The sequence below is a fragment of the Paenibacillus radicis (ex Xue et al. 2023) genome (assembly GCF_024722015.1).
Taxonomy (GTDB): Bacteria; Bacillota; Bacilli; order Paenibacillales; family NBRC-103111; genus Paenibacillus_S.
This window is the reverse complement of the sequence record NZ_JANQBD010000001.1, coordinates 372058-393835: the sequence shown is the minus strand read 5'-3', so window position 1 is coordinate 393835 and position 21778 is coordinate 372058. Positions and strand designations below refer to the sequence as shown.

The following is a 21778-nucleotide window of genomic DNA, read 5'->3' as shown; positions in this document are numbered from 1 at the left end:
TCGGTCCCCACGCGCAATACAACTTTTTTCGTAAAATATTGAAAGAAATTGTTCATCTCTCTGCTACAAGCATGTACGAGTCCCCTCTATACTGAAAGTAACAAACAAGTGCTCCAACAAAATATAGAATAGAGGTGGGTCAAACAATGAGTGCCCTAAGCCGAGATACCGCGGCGGCAGCAAGCCGTCCTCATACCGCTAGTAAAACCAAGCTGAAAAATCACAACCAGGCAGCCTTAGCCGGATATTTATTCATTTCCCCATGGCTGATCGGTTTTTTATTTCTCACTTTATGGCCCATGCTGCAATCATTGTACTACTCATTCACAGACTTTTCGCTCTTGGAGCCTGCCAAATGGATCGGCTTGGACAATTATAAGGAAATGTCGAAGGATCGGTTCTTTTACAACTCGCTTAAAGTGACCTTTGCTTATGTTCTGTTTTCTGTTCCGGCCAAGCTGTTTGTAGCCCTCATGGTGGCGATGCTGATGAATCGTAAAATTCGCGGCATATCCTTCTACCGTACGTTTATATATCTTCCTTCTCTTATTGGCGGAAGTATCGCGGTTGCCATTCTTTGGAAAAATATTTTTGGCATCGATGGTTTTGTCAATCACATTGTTCCTTTGTTCGGCATTGACGCGAAAAACTGGATTGGAACTCCCGAAACCTCATTGGGCACGCTTATCCTGCTGCGCTGCTGGCAGTTCGGTTCGGCGATGATTATTTTCCTGGCAGGGCTGAAGCAAATTCCCAATGAGCTGTATGAAGCTTCTTCCGTGGATGGCGCGTCCAAGCTAAGGCAGTTTTTTAATATCACACTTCCTATGCTGTCTCCTGTCATTTTGTTCAATGTTATTATGGGAGTTATTCAAGCTTTTCAAATGTTTACCTCTGCTTTCATTATTACCAACGGAGGACCGCTCAACTCAACGGAAGTGTATGCACTTTATTTATACCAGAAAGCATTCACCTCATTCCACATGGGCTACGCTTCAGCATTAGCTTGGGTGCTGCTAATCATTATCGGTATAGCAACCTCTATAAACTTTATCGCTTCGAAATATTGGGTATTTTATGAGACTGAGGCAGGTGATAAGAAATGAGATTAAGTAATCGAAGCAGTCGATTGTGGACACATTTGATTTTATTGGCGCTCAGCTTACTCATGGTTTATCCGGTTATATGGTGGATTGGAGCCTCTTTTAAATCGAATCCCGAGCTTGCACTGCCGACCTTATTTCCTTCGGTATGGATGTGGGAAAACTATACGCTGGGCTGGAATGCGCTTCCGAAGTATACCTTCACCTATTTTTACTTGAACAGCTTCAAGCTGAATATTACTACAACGTTGCTCACGGTTCTTTCCAGCAGCCTTGTTGCGTTTGGCTTCGGACGTCTGGAATTCCCCTATAAAAAGCTGTGGTTTTCGCTGCTGCTGCTAACGATCATGCTGCCGGGACAAGTCACCTTGATCCCCCAATATTCGATGTTTCATTCCTTTAACTGGGTGAACACCTACTTGCCATTCATTGTGCCAAGCGCTATGGGCAATGCCTTCTTTATTTTCCTGCTGGTGCAATTTATCCGCGGGCTTCCAAGAGAGCTGGACGAGTCGGCCAAAATGGATGGCTGCAGCTGGTTCGGGATTTACTGGAGAATCATTATGCCTCTTACGAAGCCTGCTTTAGTCACAGTGATGATATTCTCTTTCCTGTACGGCTGGGAGGACTACTTTGGTCCCTTAATTTACCTTAACTCGGTGGATAAGTATACGATTCCGCTTGCGCTTCGTATGTTCGTAGATACACAGTCGGCAACGGCTTGGGGTCAACTGTTGGCGATGTCCCTATTATCGATATCCCCACAAATTCTTGTCTTTTTTGTAGCACAGCGGCATTTCGTTGAGGGGATTGCCACGACAGGTCTAAAGGGCTAAACTAAGAGAATTATAGGGCAAAAGCTGCGTGGAGGGTGAGTCCTGACAACGCGGCTTTTTGTCTCAAGGAGGAGCCCGCTTCTGAAAAACCCCATTAAGAAATACCGTATCGACTACATCTTGTCGGGCAGCCTCACCGGTTTCTTTATTTTATTATTGGCCATTGTTTGCTGGGTAAGCTATTCCGTTTCCTCTAAAGAGCTGGCGGAAAATACGTCCGTATATCAGCAGGAGCTGATGAGTGAGCTGAATAAGCAAATGATGCTGCAAATGCGTACTGTGGAGCAGCTGTCATTGGTTATTTCACGCAATACCGAGCTGCAGCATTATTTGAATGTTCCGGTGAGCGACTTCTACACGAAGCAAAAAGAACAAACCGATTTGCAAAAAGTGATGAATGAGCTGATCAACAGCACCCCCAGCCTGCAGTCGATGGCGATTTATGTGAATCATCCTACATTTTCCGATCCCAAGGAGTATGTCAGCTTCGTGAAGCATAGCGACCTGCTTGCCGAGCCTTGGTACTTGCAGGTAGAGAGATCCGACTTCACTTGGCTGGGCGAACGATCCATCGAGACGGCTCAGGGTACACAGAATGTGGTTACATTCGCCCGAAAGATTTATTCCAGCACATTGGAATACCAAGGAGTAGTGCTGCTTAATGTAAAAGCCAAGGTACTATATACCATGATGCTTGGTGAGAAGCAGACGGCTCATCGCTACTTGCTGGATTCCGGCGGCAGGCTGATTATGGGGACTTATAATTCGTTGTACACAGAGCTCAAGCTGCCCGAGATGTTGAATGTAGCTCAATCGGGAACCGGGTACATGCACAAAAAACGCAGCGAAAGCGGTGCGTATGAGGATTATTTAATTGTATGGGCCAAATCATTTAATGAAGGCTGGATTATGACGGAGGTCACTCCCTGGGAAGTCATAGCTGCCGGCAGCTTTAAGCTGGCTATGACGATTTTCTGGATTGGACTTGCATCGGTTTTGGTAGCGGTATTATTTACATTGTATCTCTCGCGCAGCTTTACAAAACCGATTCGTCAGCTTCTGCAAGCCATGGGGAAATTTCCGATAGAGCTGAAGCAAGTGAATCTGCCTGATGATTATAACAATGAATTTGGCTCTATGTTTAATGGTTACCGCAGGCTGATGGAGAGGATAGAGGATTTATACCGCAGCCTGGACCATGAGCATCAGAGACAGCGTAAAGCGGAAATAAAGGCATTGCAGGCCATGATTAACCCGCATTTTCTGTACAACACGCTGGATCAGCTTAATTGGATGGCGATAGATGCAGGGCATGAACGGATGAGCCATGTGCTGGAGCTGATGGGCCGAATGTTCCGGATAGGACTTTCGAACGGGGAGAGCCTGATCACCCTGGAGCAGGAGCTGGAGCATACGGAATGCTACTTGCAAATCCAGCAGCTGCGCTGGGGGGATGGTTTAATGTACAGCATTACGATAGCGGAGGAAGCTTTGAAGAACTTATATATCCCCAAGCTCACGCTTCAGCCGTTTGTAGAAAATGCAGTCGTTCACGGATTTCATCGCAGGGAGCATGGCTGCATTAGGATAAGCGTTGAGCAGGATATCAAAGGACTTTATATCCAAATTGTGGATGACGGAGTTGGTTTGAAGCCGGATTGGAATCGCCAGCCGCGCAGAGCAACCGGCGGTTACGGTATTAGGAATGTCCGGGAGCGGATCGAGGCGTATTTCGGGAGTCCGTTCGGTATTACGATTGAGCCTGCCAATGGAGGCAGCGGGACGCTGGTAACCCTGCGGATTCCAAGGCTGGAGCATGACGATAATGGAGGAAATGACCATGTGGAAAATAGCCGTCATTGATGATGATAGGGCCGTACTGCAAGGCATGCGCAAAATCATTCCATGGGAAGAGCTTGAGGCGGAGCATGCAGGTGAAGCGATGGATGGACAGCAAGGCTTGAAGCTTATAGGTTCGGTTAATCCCGATATAGTAATTACGGATATTTATATGCCTCTTATGAATGGCTTGGATATGGTGGAGGAGCTTCGTAAAATCGGATACGATGGGAAAATCATTATTTTAAGCGGTTACGCTGATTTTGAATATGCCAGGCAGGCATTGCGTTTGAATGTAGATGACTATTTATCCAAGCCGATATCGGTACAGACCATTAAGTCCGTTTTGGAAAAAGCGATAGCACAACTGGAGGGAGCGACTGTTCATAAGCTGGAGCAGCATCAGTTAAAGCAGAAGCTGATGCAATATGAACCGTTTGTCGAGCAGGAATGGGTAAAAGCTGTAGTAACGGGCAATGTAAATCTGGTTAAACCTTTTCCTCCTTCTGTCCAAGGCCTGCTTCCATGTGGAGGTGATGCTTCCGATTTCCTTGTGATTGCCGTAGAGATTTTACGGACCGTCCGAGTTTCCGAGGTATCACCAAGTGATTTCAATTTGTTCCGATTTGCTGTCGGCAATATATTGCAGGAGGTTATTTCCGCTGACTGGAAGAATGCGAGATTGATCGAGCTGCATAGTCAGCATATGGCTGTATTGCTGCATGCGCCGCGTGCTGAAAGGGATGCAGGAATGCTTCGAATACGCTCGCTATGCGAAAGTATGATGAAGCATGTAGCGGATTACTTGAAGGTGCAGCTGGAAATCGGCATAGGCAGCTGGAAGGGGCGCTGGCAGGAGATTGCCGATTCGACAGAAGAAGCCTTCCAAGCCCTTGCAGCCAAGCGGCATGCGCCAGTCCCAGGCTTGCCCATGTATGAATGGATAAAGGATCAGGAGCTTTCGGACAATCAGTCTGTATTATTGCAGCCTACGGAGCTGCGTCCGGTCCAATTTTATCAACAGCTCGGGGAAGCAATCCGCCATCTGCAGGAGCCCCAGATTGAGGAAGTTATCGAACGGTTCTTTCAGCAGCTGGAAGGGGCCGGAAGGATCACGGAGACAGATGTTCGCAATCTGGGCCTGGAAACCTGGGCAATCCTGACGTATTCGCTTCTTGATGCAGGAGTGCGTGTAGCAGAGTTGTTTGATACCGCCCGATTGAAGGAGGAGGTACAACAGCTGACCGTACCTGATAAACTGAAGGCTTGGTTGTTGGATAAGGTATCCGTTATTTGCAAGCTGTCAGGAAAAAGCGAGAAGCTGAAGCATAAGCAGGCGGTTGATTTCATGGTTCAGCATATTCATGAGCATTATGCCGAGGATCTTCACTTAAGTGAATTGGCAGAAAAGGTATATATATCGCGAAATTATTTAAGTACTATTTTTCGGCAGGCTACCGGTGAAACCTTCAATAACTATGTGACCCGTGTCCGAATGGAGAAAGCAAAGAGCATGATTCTGGAGGGCCGTTGGATGATTTATGAGGTGGCTGAAAGGGTAGGCTACAAAAATGTACCGTATTTTACAACCTTGTTTAAGAAGCATACAGGAACCAATCCGACAGAATTCGTAAAAAATTGAAATAAATTGTGCATCTCTATTCTACTCAATCGGTTCGCTGCTTGGTACGATAAGCTTATTAAAAAGAACAGAACCGAAAGGGGTAATCGTATGGAATCTGCACGCAAGCTTTTAGCAATCGGGTTATCGTCCATGTTGGCTGTCACCTTGGCTGCCTGCGGCGTCAAGGAGGAGGCTAAGCCAGCTCAGCCGGCGGCTTCTACTAACACTAACCCAGCGAATACGGCAACAGACAAGAAGCCGGTGAAGCTGCGTATTATGTGGTGGGGGTCTCAGGCACGCCATGACGCAACATTGAAAGCGCTTGATTTATATACCAAAAAAAATCCGAATGTCACGTTTGAACCGGAATACCAAGCCTTTGACGGATACCTGGACAAAATGTCAACCATGGCCGCAGCGCGTAATTTGCCGGATGTGATTCAGACGGATGCAGCGTGGATAAGCGATTGGGGAAGCACAAACCGGCTGATGGATCTAACGAATGCGATCAATACCAAGGATGTCGACCCGACTCTGCTTAACACAGGCAAGTATAAGGACAAGCTGATTGCTATTCCTCTGGGAAATAATTCCTTTGGAATGGTCTATAACAAAGCAACGGTTGAGAAGCTGGGCATTACTCCTCCTAAACATGGCTGGACTTGGGATGAATTTTTTAAATTCGCCAAGGATGCAAAGGCTAAGCTGGACAAGGATAAATATGTGATTAAAGACTTTACGGTAGAAAATGGCTTTTATGATGCGTATCAATTGTCTAAAGGAAAAGGCTGGCCGCGTGCGGATGGCAAATTTAATTTTGATAAAGCGACATGGCTGGAGTGGATGAACAAATTTGCTGAAATGCGAGCGGCTGGCATTGTAGCACCTGCTGATGTCAACGTGTCGGACAAAAAGCTGGATGCCAAGCTTGACCTGTTGGTTCAGGATAAAATATTGCTCAGAGATTCCCATTCCGCAGAGTTTACAGGATTTGATGCGCTGAAGCCTGGACAGTTGGCTCTGGTAACGGCTCCGAAGGATAAGCAAGGCGGCGGTTGGTTAAAAGCTTCTATGTACTGGAGCATTAGCCCGGATACGAAAAGCGCGGATGAAGCCAAGCGATTTATAGACTGGTTCATCAATGATCCGGAAGCAGCCGATATATTAGGGACATCCCGCGGCGTTCCTGTTTCCAAAAAGATTGTCAGCGGCTTGGAATCGAAATTTTCCCCAGCGGACAAAGTGGGAATTGAATTGAATAACAAGACTGCTGTTGACGGACAAACCTTCTACCCGGGTCCAGGCTTAAAAGGAGGCTGGGACAAGTTTGAGAAGGAGTATACGAACCTTGTACAGCAGATTATGTTTGGCAAGCTTACACCGGAAAAAGCTTGGGACGAAGTTGAAAAGCTCGGCAAAGAAATTAAGTAATAGCAGAAGCCATTTAGTCCTTAGGGGCTGGATGGCTTTTTACAGCTTTATAACCATGAGTTTCCCGTATGTTAATCCTTGTCCCACAAATGGAATGCCCTCTGCTATAATAAAGGCAGAATACATAAATGAGGTGACAGAGGATGATTAAGTTAGCGGCATTCGATGTGGATGGAACTTTAAGGGATCGGGATTATTTGCCGGAATCCACACGAACAGCATTGCTTAAATTGAAGGAGCAAGGAATCGCATTGGCCTTATGCACAGGACGCAGTGAGTATGAGATGCAATCACTGTGGAAGGAGCTTGCTATTGATTGGGCCGTGACATGCAATGGCAGTCACATTGGCCACCAGGGTAAGACCGTTTACGGAAACGCATTTCCCAATGAAACGATAATCGGATGGCTTCAGGAGGCCAAACGATTGAATCATACCTTAATTTTATACGGCTCTGAGCTTATGTTCACCAATAAGAAGGACTCGGAGTACTTCCGTCAGGCACAGCAGGAGATTGGATTCATGGAGCCTGTGCTGCTGCAGGATAATGACGAGGTTCCTGATATATATCAGTGCATTATTTTTTGTGAAGAACAGGATGAGGCAAGCTATCTCCAAGAATACAAAAACAGCTACTACATTCATCGGTGGCGTCCATGGGCAGTGGATATTAATCCCAATGGGATGAATAAAGCAGTGGGCCTTCAGAAGCTGCTGGACCATCTTGACCTTGATCCGAGCGAAGTTGCCGCTTTTGGCGACGGGCTTAACGATTTGGAGCTAATCGAATCTGTAGGTACCGGTATTGCGATGGGGAATGCGTGCGAGGAGCTGAAGGAGAAAGCAAGATTCGTTACCAAACCGCTGCATGAGGACGGTATTGCTTACGCAGTGGAGAAATGGATTTTGTAAGTATTTGGATATGCATAAAAAAGCTGCTTTAAGCAGCCAAGAAGAATAAGGTCTAGTGAACCCAGAGCGTGTCTTCGGGTTTCTTTTTTTTCACAGCGGTGTGCTTTTTCACCAGCTTGGGCAAATGCTTGACGCTGCGGATCATCGATTCATTGCACAAGGGGCATTCAGGAGACGGGGAAGAAGTCAGTTCTTCCCGCACCCACGCCTTACAATCCTTGCTTCTGCATCTCCAGACGGGCACAGGGAACAGCTCAGGCTTTGAAGTATCTGTTTGCAAGGAACCTCACCTCCCGTAGTAACCTTCCCATTAAGATTACCCTTCATCCAGCTTACAATTAGTCTCGTTTAATTTTACAAGCATTGTCTATGCTGAGCTGGGCGCCAATCTGCTGCAGCAGTGCAGCTGTGTCGAACAAGGCCCAATGCTCGGCAATTTTTCCATCAACCAGACGGTACTCACGGTAGACGGTTGCTTCAACAGAATTGCCGGTTGGAGCGGTGCCGCGGAATGTGCCGCTGTGCTCGCCGTGGAGAACCATTCGTACCATTACCTTATCCCCTTGGGCGATTATCTCCTGGATCATGGATTGTTGGCGGGAAAAGGCGCTGTTCAATATGCGGCCCATTTGTTCTAAACCTTCGACCGAATTGGGGGTATATGCATGATCCCGGTAATCCTCTGTAAGAAATTCCTTGGTGCAGTTCAATTCCTGTTTGTTCCAAAAGCGTTCGATAAAGGAACGAACGGTTTCTACATTCATTTGCTCTTTTGCAGCTAACATGGATAATTCCTCCTGAATGATCACTCACAAGCTGGAGTGATTCGTAAATTTAGTCAACTTAATTGACTATATGTTTTATGGTATAATGGTTTGGGGAAATTGTCAACTTAATTGACTAAAAATTAAAGTTTATTAATACAGGAGGTAACTAACAATGGCAGAATCATCTTCAGGAAGCTATGAGCTTGCAATTCTTCTTGGGCTTTCGTTTAGTGTTGTAATCGATGAGCTGCACCAACGGTTGGCAGGGATGGACTTCGATGATGTCAGGCCAGCTCACGGCTTTCTCTTTCAACGCATAGCGGCAAGAGGAGCTACAGGCAATGAAGTGGCCGAGCATCTAGGCATTTCTAAACAAGCTGCAAGCCAAATGATCGATTATTTGGAGCGAAAAGGATATGTTGCAAGGCAGCCGCTTCCGCAGGACGGGAGAGGCAAGCTCGTTGTTCTAAGTGAGCGCGGCTGGGCTTGTGTAAGGGCTACAGAAAGTATCTTTAGCGAAATGGAACAACGTTGGACAAGCCTCCTGGGAGTCGAGCGAGTGGACATGCTTCGGTTGGACTTGAGACGCCTCGTCATGTCCTCAGGAGACGGTAAGACGCCTCCGCGGTTCCGACCGGTATGGTAAGCTTATTTCCATATATCTCCAGCCAGCACGGCCAGCTCGATTTTGTTCAAGCCCAGGCAATGCTCATGGGTCATCTCGAATGAAAAGGGTGGCTGAACTGAAGCAAGATAGCTTAAGCAGCGTCCTCTGTCATGTTCAAACCAATCGCCTGGTTCTGGCGGGTCTACGGCATAGTTATGCCAGGCATAGGCCAATTTCGGGCTATACAGTGGCGAAGCGCCGGGTTTCAGTCTGCAGCCGTCAAGTCTTTCCTTGAGCAGGCCTCTTGGGACAGGCGCTGTTTGGCGAACAGAGGAGAACAGCTGCGGCCAGTAATCCGCTCTTGAGGCGGTATGAAGCCTGCTGTTGGCAAACCGCTTTGCTCCTTCATAAACAACAGGAACCCCGAATAAAATTGCATACAGCTTTTTTCCCGTTTCAATTCGTTCAAACAAATTTTTGAAATTTTCCAAGATAAGACCGGCCAAGTGCATTTTATTTCCATCTACATAAGGAAGCACGACTTGATTGAGCTGAAGCAAGGACTGGGCATTGAAAAACAACGTGTTAAGGACCAGATCACGATACGTGGGATGCTGAATAATCCGCTGTTCTATATAGTGCTGCTCATTTACGATTAGAGCTTGAGTCAGAAGCGCGGAATCCGATTGTACCCAGAACAATTCCCAGACTGGGCGCATAAAAACTGAAACCTGTAGATGGGGGAGTAAATAAAAGAGCGGCGAGGCTGCTCTTCTGCTGGCAGAGTAGAGCAAGAGCTGAGGATAAGCATCATGAAAGATAAGGCCATTGGCACGCTCCAGCAGAGCAAACACATTCCCGATTTGGGCTTCGTTAAGCAAATAAGGAAGCATCTCGCCTCGGAGATCGGTCATATTCCAGCCGCCATTGCGTGACACCATATGTGCTAGAAAAGCCCAATGAAGCTCTGGATGAGACTTGAACATGTTCAAGTAGGCTGATGTTCTTGTTAAATTATTTCGGTTATGGTGGGCAGTGTCTTCACGGATACGCTGAACCAAAGCTTGATCTGAGGCAGTTAGAGAAGTTACAGAAGCTACAGTACCGCCCTTAACAGGTCCAATTGCGGGCTCGTGCATATTTTTAATAAGCGTCCGTAGAGCCGCGACATGCTTATGCTGGATATGAATTCCTTGCATAGAGTTTAATTGACTGCTCTCATACAACAAGGTGGCTGTTTTCCCCTTCACCCAATGAACAAGCTCCTGCGGAATTTCGGTTAGCTTTTGCAGCAAATCCATCCCATTCCAGCGAAATCCCCCATCACCCATTAATCGGATCAACCCCTTAACGTAAAGGATTAGGTTTTTATTTATTTGAAAAAAGGACTATCGAAATGACTGTCGTAATTAATTTATGTAGCTATAAGGAAACATTTTACTAATCCGAACGTATATATCTATGCGGAAGCAAACTCGTACTTATTCTTTTAATTTATGGAGGTAAGCAATGAATAACAGGAATAAACTAACATGGATATCTCTTTTTCTAGTTGTAATGCTGATTGTGCTTGCAGGCTGTCAGCCGGTTAACGGATTGGATCTGAACAAGGTCTTCCAAAACGGAGTCAACGTAAAATCAGTGCAAGGAACACAATCGTTCACGGTGGAGATCACGCCAAATTCATCTGTTACACCAACAGCGGACGAACAAAAGATGCTCGACCTGTTCAGCAAAGTTAATCTTACTTTAACGGATATCAAGCAGCAGGATCTTACCCATTATTCAGCAAAAGGCGTATTCGAATACAAGAAGGGACAAATTCCGTTCCAAGTATCCATGAGTGATGATGGGTATGTTATCTTAATTGAAGGTGCTAAAAAGCCTATTTTTATACAAACCAACATGGCTGGCATGCAACAGTTTAAAGAAAGTTTGTCTCAGGAGCTGGAGCAGCAATTCAATGATTTACGTAAAAGAGCAACGGAATTCGCACCTTCTATTGTGTCTTATTTTGTAGGCGTTGCGCCAAATCCCAAAACAATTACCGTTAATGACGGTAAAGCAACTATTCATAATGAAAACTTAAAGGGTAAAGACATCCATTTGGAAATTAAAGGCGGCGACTTGCTGGAGCTTGTAAAAGGGTTCTTAACGAATGTGCTCGCTGATGAAAAAGGATTGAAAGAGCTGCTTGGACAAATTTATGATCTTTACGCTCCAATTATGAAGCAAACGATGAAGGAAAACAGCCAAGAGGGCAACCCTTTTAACGACACTATAGCACCTTTCCTTAACAACCGGACACTTGCTATCGAATTTTCTTTTACAGCCATTCAAACTTATTTGAAACAAATGCTTGATAATTATGATAAATCCGTACAAGAATTAATGAGTTCCCCTGGCGGAGAAAATGTGAGCAAGATATTAAGTGACTCGCAGTACTTGAAGATGGATTTATTCGTTGACAGTGAGCAGACGGTACGCAAATCCAATATGGAGCTGGGCTTCTCAATATCTGATAGCACAAGCGCTGTCAAAGGGATCAAGATCAATACTACCAGTGAGGTCTGGGATATAAACAAGCCTGTAGCAGCTGACAAGATTGATACTTCCAAGGGACAATTAGAGCTTACGACGCTGGGCAAGCCAGGCAGAATCATTTCTATTGTGGACCCTAAGTCCAAACTGTACACTTTACTTAAAGAGGATATTAATATTACGAAAAAAGAAATCAATATGCTTATGGAAAGTCATGATGATTATGTTGGAGATTCCTCCAAGCCATACAACAGCAATGGTACGATAATGGTTCCCGTTCGTTTTGTGGTCGAACAGCTGGATGCAGATGTGGCATGGGAACAAGCTACACAAAAAGTAACGATCACCGACCTTGTGAGCGGTGTAGTGATCAATCTGAATGTCGGAAGCAAGCAAGCAACCGTGAATGGAATGATCAAAATGCTTGAGAAGGAATCCGAGCTTACTAACGGCTCCACTTATGTGCCGATTCGTTTCATTGCCGAGAGCATGGGTGCCAAAGTTAATTGGGATCAGGAACTGCAGATGGTAACTATCACACGTGATTAGTCTGCCCTGAAAAATGGAATTCATTACATGTAAATAGAAATATTTTGGAGACATCTTCATAAGAAAAAGCCTGATTCCGCCGGATCAGGCTTTTTTCTTATGAAGATGCGGTTGGAGGTTCTGAGAGGTTTACCCGAGCTATTCCTTTAACTTATCCCGGCTTTCTATTTCTGCAATACCGGGAGGACGTGGGCCGGGCAGTCGACCTGCACGAGATGCCGCTTCACGCAGCAGAAATTCGATATGTCCGTTGACACTGCGAAACTCATCATCAGCCCATCGTTCCAGCGCTTCGTATAGCTTCGGGTCCAACCGCAGAGCAAAGTTTTTCTTGGCTGCCATGAGGGCTCAGCTTAATAAAGACTGCCTGTGTTGATAACAGGGCTGGCGGAACGATCAGAGACGATGGCAACCATCAAGTTGTTGATCATAGCGGCCTTGCGCTCCTCGTCGAGAACTACGATGCCGTCCTGCTCGATTTGGGCGATGGCCAGCTGAACCATTCCCACGGCGCCTTCAACAATTTTGGAACGCGCGGAGATAATGGCCGCAGCCTGTTGACGCTGAAGCATGGCACTGGCAATTTCAGTTGAATAAGCCAGGTGAGTTAATCTTGCTTCCATAACCTCAACACCGGCTACAGATAATCTCTCCTGCAGCTCGCGGCTCAGCTCAAGCGCAATTTCCTCGGAATTGCTGCGTAATGAATATCCTTCCCCTTCAAACACATCATAAGGGTACTTGTTAGCAACATGACGAAGTGCCGTTTCGCTTTGAATTTCAACGAACTGTTCATACTTATCTACATCGAACATCGCTTTGGCCGAATCAACTACGCGGAATACAACAACTGCGGCAATTTCAATCGGATTGCCTTCTATGTCATTAACTTTAAGCTTGACGCTGTTGAAGTTGCGAACCCTTAAGGAAACGGATTTGCGAATGGAGAAGGGAATGACCAGCCAAAGGCCGCTTTCTCTTATTGTACCGATATAGCTTCCAAAGAAATTAACAACTATAGCTTGATTCGGTTGTGCGACTGTAATTCCTGTTGCCAGGACTACTCCAATAATGAGAAGAATAATGCCTAGGAATACCATCTCTTTGACAAGTAAGAAAGCAGAGAGAGCTATTACAACCAAGATTAACAACAAACCAAGGAAGCCGTTAAAGGACCAAGCTTTTTGTTCTTTCATACTGAACACTCCTTTTTGTATAGTATATCGTTTTGATATTTAAATGATATCACTTTTAGTAATAAATGTAAAATGGAATAAGGTGTTAATTAATAAAACGTTCGTTGACAGGGGATAAACATCGTGCTATAAGTGGTTGTAAGCAGTGAGAGGGCAGTAAGTTGCCCAAACAAATTGACTAAAGGCGGTGCAATACAATGGAGCAAGTTAATAACGAGCAAGTATTTGAACAAAAAATTGCGGGAAGCAAGCCTACAATTGCTGTTTTCAAAACAACATGGTGTAAAGATTGCCATTTCATAGATCCTTTTATGCCTGCTGTAGTGGAAGCATATAAAGATCGGTTGGACTTTATTCAGCTTGACCGGGATGAGGTGCCGGATCTATGCGAGAAGCTGAACATTCTGGGAATTCCGAGCTTTATTGCTTTTCGTGAAGGCGAGGAGCTAGTTCGATTCGTCAGCAAGCTGCGCAAAACCAGAGACGAAATTGAACAGTTTCTTGATCGCGCTTTGGAAGTTGCCGATGCATTGAAGAAGTAAGACATATCCTCAATAATACAGGCGAAAAAAGCTGATGCTTCGGGGATTGGTTAATTCCATGTCCCTCTGAAGTGAATCAGCTTTTTTTCTTTCAATGCTTTGTAACATTTCCGCATGGATTTGCTCTTGGATTATCGCTATAATGATACATGAACGATTCGACTTAATTAGCATAATATGTCGAATTCAGAAAAAAGTAGGTGAAACCAGTTCATGAGTCTTCAAAAATGGCTGAAGCGGTTTTCGTTCGCCAGCATGTACGGCATGTTTTTAATTCTTGTAATGGGCGCGCTTGTCACTAAGACAGAATCAGGCCGCGGTTGCGGGGACGATTGGCCATTATGTAACGGTAAATTCGTTCCGGCCTATACAATCGAATCTATTATTGAATACAGCCACCGGTTTGTGGTCGGCGTCGTAGGAATCATCTTATTGATCACGACTTTGTTGGTCTTTTTTTACAGTAGAAATAAAGAAGCCAAATGGTTTGTATCAGGTGCGATGCTTTTTACCGTATTGCAGGCTATTCTTGGGGCTATGGCAGTCGTATGGCCGCAATCGTCAGCTGTATTGGCGCTTCACTTCGGCTTCTCATTGATGGCATTTGCTTTTACATTGCTGCTCGCATTAGTCTTTACCCGATTCGGAAGTTCCTTATCCGGACCGCCTTCAACCTTGTCCATCGGGGTTCGTTGGGGAATAGCTTTGACCTTGATTTACAGCTATGCGGTTGTTTACCTTGGAGCCTTTGTAAGACATACGCAAGCATCGGGAGGATGTATCGGCTGGCCGTTATGCAACGGACAAGTAATACCCGAGATGATAGGGGCAACCCGGATCGTATTTGCCCATCGCGTAGGTGCGATTATTTTGTTTCTGATTATTATGTGGCTGTTTTTAGCAATAAGGTCGCAGAATGCGAAGCAGGATAATGCGTACCAAGCTGCAAAATGGTCACTCATTCTGGTTGTGCTTCAAATATTTAGCGGCGCATTTGTAACGTTGTCCCTTGGATACGATTGGTACTTAATAGCCAGCCTTATCCATGCGGTTCTCATTGCTTGTTTGTTCGGTATTTTATGCTATTTATGTGTACTTGCCCTGCAAGCGGGAATGGGCAGCAGACAGGCTTACGGAGCGAGATAGCTGCGTAAGCCTTCTGTTCTAATTATGGGTTATGAGTGTCGAAGGTTGCAGGTAAAAGGGTACTTTTTGGTGCCCATTGGCATTTAATGGTCTCATGGATTCAGGTATCATCCCGATTCTGCGGGTGTATACTTAGTCGATAAGCATAAGCATTTATTAGCGGAAGGAAGTGAGCATATAAGATGCTAAGAAGCATGTTCGGACAACCACGCCGGAAAGATGAGGGATTGTTAGCGGCTGTCAATCAAGCGATAACCAGTTATTTGCATTTGCTGGAGTCGGTGCCAGCCGAGGAGCGCAACCTTCAGGAACGGCGTTATATTATATGGGGCCGAGGGTTTCTTCGTGCGCTGGACGAGCTGGAGCAAAGCCAATTCGCCGCGGTAAGCTACGGCAGCAAGGTGACGAAGACATATATTGACGAAATGTCAGAGAACGAGCTTGATGACTATCATAAACATCTCTATTTTTATAAAAATGCAATCATTCGTTTATTCGCTATACTGGATAAGCTTGGGCATTTCATGAACGAGCGATTCCGTCTAAAGACCGAGGAAATTAAAGGGCGCTATTCCTATTTCACAGTTCTTCGTAATATGCATACCAATCACTTGTACACTAAGCTGGAAGAGCAGCTGTATGACTTGAAGATAGCCTACAAAGTGCCTGTAGAGCGTCTTCGCAATGAACGGAACATGGAAATTCATACGATTAATGCAGACCTTCTTGACGACCTGCTGCAGGCTGCAGAATCGAAGCAATCATTAGATCAACGCAAGAGAACGGAAAACATACAAGAGCATCTCAAGGACCTTGAAATTGGCTGTAATATGACATTCATGGCCAGCGAGAAAGTATTTACGTATATCCGGACCTTATCCGAATCATCCGGTCAGTATTCACCTTCGAACTGAGTGCTTCCTGGGAGTCATTTCTGCAGGTGACGTTCAGACGGGTTGAATCCATGGCGCGGTTCCTCTATACTTTAGAGTAGCAAAGCGGTGCAAGCTTTCATGTGGAAAGTTTAGCAATTGCTTACGAAGTTAGCTTTCCATACGGAAAGTTCTTAGGAGGGGCGAGCGTGACCGAACAACCAAAAGTTGCACTCATAACAGGAAGCGCCAAGGGATTGGGCAAAATGACTGCGCTTCTGCTCGCCGAATCAGGTTGCGATATTATTCTTAATTACGTGCAAAGTCAAAAGGAAGCCAACCTGTTATGTGAGCGCATCCAAGCACAGGGACGCCGCTGCATGGCTATTCAGGGCGATGTGGCAAACCCGATGGAGATGAACCGGCTTGTGAAGTCGGCTGTTGCGGAATTCGGTGGCATCGATATTTTAATTAATAATGCAGGGCCGTTTGTCCGCGAACGAAAGCTGTTTAGCGAGTACTCGCAGGAAGATATTAATTATTTAATGCATGGCAACTTGTTAGGTGTAATGCAGTTGGATCATTTGGTACTGCCTATGATGCGTAATAAGAAGTGGGGGAGAATCATCCATTTTGGCTTTGGACACGCTGCGGAAGCGCGAGGATGGCCGCATCGCGCAGTTTACGCAGCGGCAAAAGTCGGACTAGTCTCGTTTACCAAAACATTAGCGGTGGAAGAGGCACCTTACGGTATTACAGTTAATATGATCTGTCCTGGGGATATTCGTGGTTTGAACAAAGAGAAAATGATTGCCGAGGTAGAGCAGGAGCTCGATCCTGAATCTCCGCGCGGACGACCAGGAGCCGGTGAGGATATTGCCAGAGTTATCACTTTCCTCTGTGAGGAACGCTCTGATTTCATTACAGGCAATATCATGGATGTATCGGGTGGATTGGATCCAATCAGAGCGATTATCGGTTTATCCCAGCAGAAGTAAGCCAAACTGAAAAAAGACCCTCTAGCCATAAGCAGCGGCGCGAACGCCAGCAGCTTACGGACTAAGGGTCTTTAATTTGTTGAATATATCACACGTACTCAACTTAAAAGGAATGCGTGCTAATATTCTAGTTGTTGTGCCTTAAGAAAGACATCAATTAGAACACTTGTACAACCTCTTGAACGCCTTCAACTTCTTCAAGCAATGCGCGTTCAATACCGGCCTTCAATGTGATCGTTGAGCTTGGGCAGCTGCCGCAGGCACCTACCAGCTTCAGTTTGATGATACCATCCTCCACATCAACAAGCTCTACGTCACCGCCATCGCGCTGCAAAAACGGGCGAAGCTTATCTAAAACCTCCAGTACCTCATCGTACATGGTGCTTTGTGTTTGTTCACTCATTTGCTTCAACTCCTTTCTATAACTTATTATATTACAATAAGCGCAAAAATAAAATGGTTTACAAGGCGGATGATTACTTATGAGACCTATCATAGAATTTTGTACGAATAATATGCATCATGGAACAGATAAATTAATGAAACAATTGGAAGCTAATCTCGATTATGATGTGATTGAATACGGCTGTCTTGGCAATTGCGGAGAATGTTATATGTTCCCCTATGCCTTGGTTAATGGTGAAATCGTTGTGGCGGCCAATGTGGATGAACTGCAGCAGAGGATCGACCATAAATTAAAAGAGATCGAAGCTATGTTCGATCTCCTTGGAGAATAGATTTAACCGAAATGGTGCTTGGACAACCACAGAACACCGCTCTTTAAAGTCCGCGCAATTTTACCTGTCATAATCGTCCGTTTGCCCATCAGTCCAAAGCCCGATTTTTTACCTAGCGAACCCAAAACCCCTTTGAGCTTGATTTTTCCTAGCCGAGGGGTTTCATTTTTCCAAATAGCCTTCATTACCTCTGCAATCTGCTTGCCTTGGCCTTCCGCAGCCTGGGCGCTTGGAGAGAAAGGAAGGGAGGCGCAGTCTCCTACAACGAAAACATCCGGATGCTCGCTAATTTGATGGAATTTGTTTATTATTATCCGTCCCTGATTGTCCTTGGGCAGCTGAAGCTGCTGTATGATCGGGCTTGGCTGAATTCCTGCCGTCCAAATCGTCACATCCGTGTGAATGATTTCCTGATCGTTATAGAGCAGCCCGCCTTCGATCCGAGAAAGGTTGATATGTGATCTGAGCTCAATATCATGCTCCATCATCCATTCGCGAACATAAGATTGAAGCTTGGGCGGGAAAGCTGATAACACACTGGGGCCGCGGTCTATAATCCGTATATTCATATCGGGACGGCTTTCTCTAAGCTCCGCTGCCATCTCAACACCGCTTAAGCCGCCGCCAATAATCGAAACTTGCCCATAAGGAATCGTATCATTGACCGTTTGAAAAGTTTTGCGTGTCGCGGACAAGGTTTGGATACTTTGCGAATATTGCTCAGCCCCGACAATTTGATGGTACTTATCCACACACCCGAGCCCGATGACCAGCCAATCATATGAAAGAGGGTCGTCATTTTCAAACAATACTAATTTGTTAACCGGATCAACCGCCGTCACTTCTCCATATTTAAGGATTAGGCGCGGGTCTACAGGGAATTGAACGCGAATTTCTTTATCTGCTACAGTACCGGACGCTAAAGCGTAATATTCAGTTTTCAATCCCTGATAGGGCATGCGGTCGATAAGTACAAGTACGGTATCTGAGGGTAAATCTTTTTCTAATAGCTCGTTGGCTATTGTTAGTCCGCCGTAGCCGCCGCCTAATATAACTAATTTCTTCATGGTGATGAGCCCTTTCTATATGGGGACGGCAAGCATCCCTGAAAAAATATCAGCAGAACTGCCTTGAGATATATTCTGCCAATTTAGTTTAATATACTTTTATTTCATTATAAAATGTATCACGTTCAACTGGAATACGGCCGGCTCCCTTAACAAGCCATACTAGCTCATCGCGGGTCAAGCTATCCGGGGATAAGGCGCCAGCGGCATGACTGATTCTTTCCTTTACAATCGTACCGTGCACATCAGAAGCGCCAAAAGTTAAAGCTATTTGTGTTAGCTGTGTACCAAGGTTGATGAAGTATGCCTTGATATGTTGAATATTATCAACCATGAGGCGGCTGATTGCGATTGTTTTCAGATCATCGAATGCGGCGACGCGGCGCTTGAGGCCCGCACTTACGCTTGCCGGTTGTACGGAGTTAGGAATGAACACCATGAAGCCGTTGGTCTCATCCTGCACTTCACGCAAGTAAATCATGTGCTGAATACGTTCCTCCAGCGTCTCGATTGAACCATAAAGCATAGTCGCATGAGTCTTGAGACCAAGGCCATGAGCAACCCGCTGTACTTCCAGCCATTGGTCGGTTGTTGCTTTACCAACGCCCATTTTCTTCCTGTAGCGCTCAGACAAGATTTCCGCACCGCCGCCAGTCAACGTGCTTAAACCGGCGTCCATAAGAGTCTGCAGCACTTCTTTATAGCTTAACCCACTGAGGCGGGAATAAAACTCGATTTCAGCCGCCGTATGGGCCTTGATGGTAACATCTGGATAACGCTCCTTCAATGCGCGGATCGAATTTACATAATATTCAAATGGAACATTCGGATTATGTCCTTGTGCTATATGGAATTCGCGCATACCGGGGTGATAATGCTCATCAATAAATTCAAACATTTGCTCAGGCGAAAGCGTGTAGGAGCCTTCTTCGCCTTCATCCTTGCGGAAATGACAGAATGCACAGTGAGCTTCACATACATTGGTAAAATAAAGGCTCATATTATCGATGAAATAAACTCGTTTACCGTTCATTCTAAGATTAACTTCATTTGCCAGCTGCCCAATTGTAAGCAAGTCATCGGATTGATACAAAAATACGCCATCTTCCAGCGATAAACGTTGCCTATGCTTCACTTTCTCGGCAATTTCTGCCATCCTTTGATCCGGATTACTGATAACGATGCTCATAAACCCACCTCCAAAATGAATAACAAAGCCATGCTTTTACTATGAATGACCTTATGCTTGATATCGTCGAACCGGGAGGAGTGTACCATTATATTCATATATAAAGTCTCCTTATTAAAACAAATAAAATAAAACAATACTATCTATTATAGACCTCCTTATCGGACGGGGCAACTACGTAGTTCGACAAAATGGAGATTAACCATTTGCAATCTTGAGACAGGCGTGGCAACTGGATAGAAGTCCTTGAGGACTGTGCTTATTAGGAGTATACTTATAGAAGAGAGGCAATATGTAAGAAAAAGAAAGCTTCTAGTTGGGGTAGGGGAATTCGGCTTTCATAAGTTGAACCTGCGCTCCATTATTGCGCTCTAGTGATATATTGAGCTTTATCATGCCACTCCACTACCGTTAAGGAGGTTGTATTTTTATGATTACTATTAGTGAAACAGCAAGCGATAAAATTAAAGAAATGTTGGCGAGCGAGGAAACACCGGATTTATTCCTTCGTTTGGGTGTTAAATCAGGAGGCTGCAGCGGTTTCTCATATGGTATGGGCTTTGATGACCAAGAGAATTCTGATGATAAAGCTTTTGAATTAAACGGGCTAAAAGTAGTGGTCGATCAAGAAAGCTCCAAATATTTGTACGGTATCGAGATCGATTTTAAAGAATCCGGTATGGGCGGGGGCTTCACCATAAATAATCCTAACGCAGTTGCTTCCTGCGGCTGTGGTTCCTCCTTCAAAGTGAAGGACGAAGAGGGCACGCCTGAGAAATGCGACGATAAAGTTGAGGCTTAATATAGGTTGTAAACAACCCTAGAAATGCTATTTCTGGGTTGCAGATTAAAACCTTCCAAGCTTGTGTATGAATGCTAATACACATGATTTGGGAGGTTTTTTTATGTTGAACTAGAAAGAAGGTAGAGTTCCTATGGGCAGTCCAACAGACTTCTTACTCCCATTGGAGTCTGGAACAAAGCGACAATAGAACAAATGAAAATTTAACTTTTCCCCCTGACTCCCTGTGAGCTCCTGACTAGCGCATCTAAACTCAATTTTGAGCGATAAATTATCAACTATAGCAATATGCCAAATGGTAGAATAGGGATAAATAGGAAAAAGAATTGATTAATTCAGTTCATGCAAAATTGCCAAAGGAGTTCAGTTTTGAATAAAGGTATAAAGCAGTTATCATTCATGAAATTGAGAGTCTTTTAAGCGATACCTAAATGAAAGCACGATTTTATACAACAATGATGATTTAGGGAGTAGTGTAGTTGAAAAGGAAAATGTCTAGTCGTGAGGATTGGATTACATCAGGAGCAGAATTTTTGGTTGCAAATAAAAAAGACACTGATTTTGATGGTCATATTACAATAATAAAAATTAAGGAAGTTACTAAACCTTGGTGGGTTAAATACCATGATGAAGAATTTTTTATTTTCGATGTTGGTTACTGTTGGACACAACATTTCCCAACTAACATGCATTATGCACTTACAACAGTATTTAATGAAAATAACCAAGTAATCCAGTGGTATATTGATGTAGTTAAGCAATATGGCTTAAATGAGCAAGGTATCCCTTGGTATGATGATTTATATTTGGATATCGTGCTTCTTCCATCTGGTAAAGTTTTCATTTTGGATAGCGAGGAATTACAAAATGCTTTAGAGACAGGCGAGATTACTCAATTCGATTTTAATCTAGCTTGGGAAGTGGCGGATGATATCAAAAGAAGTATAGCAAATGGAATATTTCAATTACCAGATTTAAGTATTAAACATTACAAACAATTAATTGATAATAAATGAAAGAG

The 21778-nt window shown here is 44.8% G+C and carries 23 protein-coding genes; 15 read left to right on the top strand and 8 right to left on the bottom strand.

Annotated elements, in window-relative coordinates:
- Positions 1-146 precede the first annotated feature (146 nt).
- The 6 genes from NV381_RS01700 (at position 147) to NV381_RS01675 (ending at position 7744) form a co-directional block, all read left to right on the top strand.
- Positions 147-1106: a carbohydrate ABC transporter permease gene (locus NV381_RS01700; RefSeq protein WP_258211516.1), complete on the top strand. Its 960-nt coding sequence runs from the start codon at positions 147-149 to the stop codon at positions 1104-1106.
- On the top strand, positions 1103-1939 hold the full coding sequence (locus NV381_RS01695) for a carbohydrate ABC transporter permease (RefSeq protein ID WP_258211515.1): 837 nt from the start codon (positions 1103-1105) through the stop codon (positions 1937-1939). Before NV381_RS01700 ends, NV381_RS01695 begins: the two co-directional genes overlap by 4 nt.
- A 237-nt stretch (positions 1940-2176) precedes the next feature.
- On the top strand, positions 2177-3802 hold the full coding sequence (locus NV381_RS01690; RefSeq protein ID WP_258211514.1) for a sensor histidine kinase: 1626 nt from the start codon (positions 2177-2179) through the stop codon (positions 3800-3802).
- The gene (locus tag NV381_RS01685) at positions 3780-5420 is read left to right on the top strand and encodes a response regulator transcription factor (protein ID WP_258211513.1); all 1641 of its coding nucleotides are present in this window, start codon (positions 3780-3782) and stop codon (positions 5418-5420) included. Before NV381_RS01690 ends, NV381_RS01685 begins: the two co-directional genes overlap by 23 nt.
- Before the next feature lie 90 nt (positions 5421-5510).
- Entirely contained in the window at positions 5511-6833 is a 1323-nt protein-coding gene (locus tag NV381_RS01680; RefSeq protein WP_258211512.1) for an ABC transporter substrate-binding protein, read from the top strand.
- A gap of 143 nt (positions 6834-6976) precedes the next feature.
- Positions 6977-7744, top strand: a complete 768-nt coding sequence (locus tag NV381_RS01675; protein WP_258211511.1) for a Cof-type HAD-IIB family hydrolase — start codon at positions 6977-6979, stop codon at positions 7742-7744.
- 52 nt (positions 7745-7796) lie between these two features.
- Here NV381_RS01675 and NV381_RS01670 read toward each other — a convergent pair whose 3' ends face one another.
- Together NV381_RS01670 and NV381_RS01665 are read right to left on the bottom strand one after the other, a co-directional pair.
- On the bottom strand, positions 7797-8024 hold the full coding sequence (locus tag NV381_RS01670) for a cold-shock protein (protein ID WP_258211510.1): 228 nt from the start codon (positions 8022-8024) through the stop codon (positions 7797-7799).
- A gap of 58 nt (positions 8025-8082) precedes the next feature.
- Positions 8083-8529, bottom strand: a complete 447-nt coding sequence (locus tag NV381_RS01665) for an ester cyclase (protein ID WP_258211509.1) — start codon at positions 8527-8529, stop codon at positions 8083-8085.
- 154 nt (positions 8530-8683) lie between these two features.
- On the opposite strand from NV381_RS01665, the gene NV381_RS01660 reads away from it, so the two are divergent.
- Positions 8684-9157, top strand: a complete 474-nt coding sequence (locus NV381_RS01660; RefSeq protein ID WP_258211508.1) for a MarR family winged helix-turn-helix transcriptional regulator — start codon at positions 8684-8686, stop codon at positions 9155-9157.
- A gap of 2 nt (positions 9158-9159) precedes the next feature.
- Here NV381_RS01660 and NV381_RS01655 read toward each other — a convergent pair whose 3' ends face one another.
- Positions 9160-10449, bottom strand: a complete 1290-nt coding sequence (locus NV381_RS01655) for a DUF2515 domain-containing protein (RefSeq protein ID WP_258211507.1) — start codon at positions 10447-10449, stop codon at positions 9160-9162.
- A gap of 178 nt (positions 10450-10627) precedes the next feature.
- Between NV381_RS01655 and NV381_RS01650 the strand changes: the two genes are divergently transcribed.
- Positions 10628-12208, top strand: a complete 1581-nt coding sequence (locus NV381_RS01650; protein WP_258211506.1) for a copper amine oxidase N-terminal domain-containing protein — start codon at positions 10628-10630, stop codon at positions 12206-12208.
- 138 nt (positions 12209-12346) lie between these two features.
- Here the strand turns inward: NV381_RS01650 and NV381_RS01645 are convergent, their stop codons facing one another.
- Positions 12347-12550 carry a hypothetical protein gene (locus NV381_RS01645; RefSeq protein WP_258211505.1) on the bottom strand — a complete coding sequence of 68 codons (204 nt, stop codon included), beginning with the start codon at positions 12548-12550 and terminating at the stop codon, positions 12347-12349.
- Between the two features lie 11 nt (positions 12551-12561).
- Entirely contained in the window at positions 12562-13404 is an 843-nt protein-coding gene (locus tag NV381_RS01640; RefSeq protein WP_258211504.1) for an SPFH domain-containing protein, read from the bottom strand.
- A 197-nt stretch (positions 13405-13601) separates the two neighbouring features.
- Between NV381_RS01640 and NV381_RS01635 the strand changes: the two genes are divergently transcribed.
- The 4 genes from NV381_RS01635 (at position 13602) to NV381_RS01620 (ending at position 16962) form a co-directional block, all read left to right on the top strand.
- Positions 13602-13946, top strand: a complete 345-nt coding sequence (locus NV381_RS01635; RefSeq protein WP_258211503.1) for a thioredoxin family protein — start codon at positions 13602-13604, stop codon at positions 13944-13946.
- Positions 13947-14159: 213 nt separating this feature from the next.
- Positions 14160-15092 carry a COX15/CtaA family protein gene (locus tag NV381_RS01630; protein ID WP_258211502.1) on the top strand — a complete coding sequence of 311 codons (933 nt, stop codon included), beginning with the start codon at positions 14160-14162 and terminating at the stop codon, positions 15090-15092.
- 182 nt (positions 15093-15274) lie between these two features.
- Positions 15275-16006: a Cthe_2314 family HEPN domain-containing protein gene (locus NV381_RS01625; RefSeq protein ID WP_258211501.1), complete on the top strand. Its 732-nt coding sequence runs from the start codon at positions 15275-15277 to the stop codon at positions 16004-16006.
- Between the two features lie 167 nt (positions 16007-16173).
- Complete coding sequence (locus NV381_RS01620) at positions 16174-16962, top strand: SDR family oxidoreductase (RefSeq protein WP_258211500.1); 789 nt, start codon at positions 16174-16176, stop codon at positions 16960-16962.
- Positions 16963-17119: 157 nt separating this feature from the next.
- Here the strand turns inward: NV381_RS01620 and NV381_RS01615 are convergent, their stop codons facing one another.
- Entirely contained in the window at positions 17120-17365 is a 246-nt protein-coding gene (locus NV381_RS01615; RefSeq protein WP_171651009.1) for a NifU family protein, read from the bottom strand.
- 79 nt (positions 17366-17444) lie between these two features.
- Here NV381_RS01615 and NV381_RS01610 point away from each other — a divergent pair, with 79 nt between their 5' ends.
- A complete protein-coding gene (locus tag NV381_RS01610; protein WP_258211499.1) occupies positions 17445-17699 on the top strand; it encodes a YuzB family protein in 255 nt (84 codons plus the stop codon).
- A 2-nt stretch (positions 17700-17701) separates the two neighbouring features.
- On the opposite strand, the gene NV381_RS01605 is transcribed toward NV381_RS01610, so the two are convergent.
- Both NV381_RS01605 and mqnE read right to left on the bottom strand, forming a co-directional pair.
- The gene (locus tag NV381_RS01605; RefSeq protein ID WP_258211498.1) at positions 17702-18766 is read right to left on the bottom strand and encodes an NAD(P)/FAD-dependent oxidoreductase; all 1065 of its coding nucleotides are present in this window, start codon (positions 18764-18766) and stop codon (positions 17702-17704) included.
- A gap of 88 nt (positions 18767-18854) precedes the next feature.
- Positions 18855-19955 carry an aminofutalosine synthase MqnE gene (gene mqnE / locus NV381_RS01600; RefSeq protein WP_258211497.1) on the bottom strand — a complete coding sequence of 367 codons (1101 nt, stop codon included), beginning with the start codon at positions 19953-19955 and terminating at the stop codon, positions 18855-18857.
- Between the two features lie 430 nt (positions 19956-20385).
- Between mqnE and erpA the strand changes: the two genes are divergently transcribed.
- Complete coding sequence (gene erpA, locus NV381_RS01595) at positions 20386-20757, top strand: iron-sulfur cluster insertion protein ErpA (RefSeq protein ID WP_258211496.1); 372 nt, start codon at positions 20386-20388, stop codon at positions 20755-20757.
- A gap of 479 nt (positions 20758-21236) precedes the next feature.
- A complete protein-coding gene (locus tag NV381_RS01590; protein ID WP_258211495.1) occupies positions 21237-21773 on the top strand; it encodes a DUF402 domain-containing protein in 537 nt (178 codons plus the stop codon).
- Positions 21774-21778 lie beyond the last annotated feature (5 nt).